Source organism: Nocardia araoensis NBRC 100135 (assembly GCF_000308435.1).
GTDB classification, from domain to species: domain Bacteria; phylum Actinomycetota; class Actinomycetes; order Mycobacteriales; family Mycobacteriaceae; genus Nocardia; species Nocardia araoensis.
The window spans coordinates 1-2,535 of sequence record NZ_BAFR01000092.1; the positions used below are offsets into that span (position 1 = coordinate 1).

Consider the following 2,535-nt stretch of genomic DNA (forward strand, 5'->3'; position numbering starts at 1 on the left):
ATCGCGGCCGAGGACCTGCTGCACGATCTCGGCGCCATCTCGATGATCGGCAGCGACTCGCAGGCCATGGGCCGCATCGGCGAGGTCGTGCTGCGCACCTGGCAGACCGCGCACGTGATGAAACGCCGCCGCGGCGCGCTGCCCGGCGACGGCGCCGCCGACAACGCCCGGGTCCAGCGCTACATCGCGAAGTACACCATCTGCCCGGCCGTGGCGCACGGCCTGGACCACGAGATCGGGTCGGTCGAGGTGGGCAAGCTCGCCGATCTGGTGCTGTGGGAGCCGGCGTTCTTCGGTGTCCGCCCGCATGCCGTCCTCAAGGGCGGCGCGATCGCCTGGGCCGCGATGGGCGACGCCAATGCCTCCATCCCCACGCCGCAGCCCGTGCTGCCGCGGCCCATGTTCGGCGCCGCCCCGGCGGCCGCCGCCGCGACATCCCTGCATTTCGTCTCCGAGCAGGCGATCGAGGACGGCCTCGCCGACCGGTTGCGGGTCCAGCGCGAACTCGTTCCGGTCCGTGATGTCCGGGCCGTAAGGAAGACGGATCTGCCGCACAACGACGCCATGCCGCGCATCGAGGTCGAGCCGGACACCTTCACCGTCCGCATCGACGGCGAAGTCTGGCGCGAACAGCCCGCCACCGAATTGCCCATGGCCCAGCGCTACTTCCTCTTCTGATCGACGCCGGGTGCAGGTCCGGCCCGCATTCCTGCTCCGCCGCCCGCACCCGCCGATCCGGTAGCGAACGGTGCAGGGCGGCCCCCCGGTGAGGCACCGAGCGCGCCGTCCTCCGAGAACATCGCCTATCTGCTGCCCTGCGCGGTCGGAGAAACCCCGGAGCTGCCCGGATGTCCCGAATTGCTCACCGCCATGCGATCCCGCCTCCAGCGCTTGGACTACCAGATGAGCGAACCAAGCGATCAGCCGAGACGGTGTTGCTTTAGAGGCGTGGTCAGGTTCGTGCCGTTGATGTCCAGGTAGAGCAGGTGCTCGGTGACGGAAAGCGTGACCGTGTTGCGGCGTTCGGTCGCGGCGACGGCGGAATCGATGAAGTCGCGGTCGAAGCTGTGCAGCGGTATCGCTTCGGCGCGATGAATGCGCTTGCCGGTGAGTTGCGCCAGCACCTTGGCCGGATCGCGATGGGTGTAGATGGCGACGCGGTCGGCCAGTTTGCTGCCGCGGTGCACCCGCTCCGCGTCGGGTGCGCCGACTTCGATCCAGGCGGTGAGGCGTCCGGTGCGGTCGCGCACCAGCACGGCGGGCTCGTCGGTGGAGGAGACCCCACCGCCGCTGAAGGCGATGCCCTCCTCGTACTCGAGGCAATAGGCGAGCACTCGGGTCAGCATGAACTCCGCGGATTCCGACGGGTGCCGCGCCACCCGCAACTCCAGATCCTGATAGACGCCCCGATCGACGTCTGCCAACTGGACGGCGAAGGTGTGCAGTGTCGCGCTGAGTGCCATAGCTGCAGGAGCTTAACGCTGACCGGCGGTCAGCCCTCGCGGCGCAGTGCAGAGCGAGGATGGCCGCCTTGTCACGCAGATGAGGCGTCCGGATGCGGGCGTAGCCTTGGTTCGCCCTGGATCCCGTCCCGCGTCACGAGACCTCGGCGAATGAAACCCATTGCTGGTACTTAGGATTCGACGGTGACACTTACTCGTGACGATTTGGCCGGATACGTCGAGCGCGACCTCGACGCCGACCTGGCGAGATGGTTCGCCGGTCGCCCGCCGGTCATCCTTCCGGAGGAGACCCGGCCGGTGGCGCCCTTTCTGGAGCGGCTGGCGCCCGCGTCCGCGGCGGCGCTGGCGGCTTTCGATCGCCGAGTGCGGTCCGGGCGGATGCCGCAGTTCCTGGACATACACGACTGGTCCTACGGTTTCGACTTCGCCGGCAACGACTGCGGCATAGTGGATTCCGACTACGAGACCGAACTCACCGACGACGACGTCTACTCGATCGGCGCGGACGGCGGCGGCAACCTGTACGTGGTGCTCACCAACGGGCAGATCGCCATCTGGTTCCACGAGGAGGAAGTGGTCGAGGAAGGCACCCGCTTCGACGACCTCGATGTCTTCCTCTGGTCGGTCGTGCGCTATCACGCGGTGCGGGCCGGAGCGCTCGAGCGCGCGGCGGTCGAGGCCGACTTCCTGGCGCTGGGACAGGACGGCGCGCTCGAGCCGAACCTCGGGTTGCTGCGCTCCATGAAGTAGCGCGTTCGCTCACTCTTCGCCCGCTCGGCGCTGAAACGGGCGCCCGGCCCGGAGGACGTCCCGCAGCCAGGGAGCTCGGCGGTGGTGCGGGCGGCTGCGGTCGGCCCAGAGCGGATTGGATTCGTCGCGGCGGTAGACCGGGAGTTGTCCGGCGATGGTGAAGTGCAGTCGAGTGGCTTTGCCGACCACCTCACCATCGGTCGCCAGGGCTTCGGGCGCGGGCAGCTGCACGAAGAGTTCGGGCAACTGGCGTTCGCCGTAGACCTTGCTGTGGCCGATCGCCGCCAGTAGCAGCGCCAGCACGGCGCGGGTGCGCGACCAG

3 protein-coding genes and 1 pseudogene are annotated in these 2,535 nt (G+C 68.6%); 2 read left to right on the forward strand and 2 right to left on the reverse strand.

Going from position 1 to position 2,535, the window contains the following annotated elements; all coding sequences use genetic code 11:
• A partial coding sequence (locus tag ON21_RS11830) for an amidohydrolase family protein (RefSeq protein ID WP_039797874.1) occupies positions 1-678 on the forward strand: 678 nt, incomplete at its 5' end.
• A gap of 242 nt (positions 679-920) precedes the next feature.
• On the opposite strand, the gene ON21_RS11835 is transcribed toward ON21_RS11830, so the two are convergent.
• Complete coding sequence (locus ON21_RS11835) at positions 921-1,463, reverse strand: YaeQ family protein (RefSeq protein WP_039797875.1); 543 nt, start codon at positions 1,461-1,463, stop codon at positions 921-923.
• Between the two features lie 183 nt (positions 1,464-1,646).
• Between ON21_RS11835 and ON21_RS11840 the strand changes: the two genes are divergently transcribed.
• Entirely contained in the window at positions 1,647-2,213 is a 567-nt protein-coding gene (locus ON21_RS11840; RefSeq protein WP_039797876.1) for a hypothetical protein, read from the forward strand.
• Between the two features lie 9 nt (positions 2,214-2,222).
• On the opposite strand, the pseudogene ON21_RS11845 reads toward ON21_RS11840, so the two are convergent.
• Positions 2,223-2,535: pseudogene (locus ON21_RS11845) on the reverse strand (hypothetical protein); the annotation flags it as partial.

Bases quoted from the DNA above. Each gene is read 5' to 3' on its own strand.
- ON21_RS11835 (WP_039797875.1), bottom strand. From the start codon at position 1,463: ATGGCACTCAGCGCGACACTGCACACCTTCGCCGTCCAGTTGGCAGAC.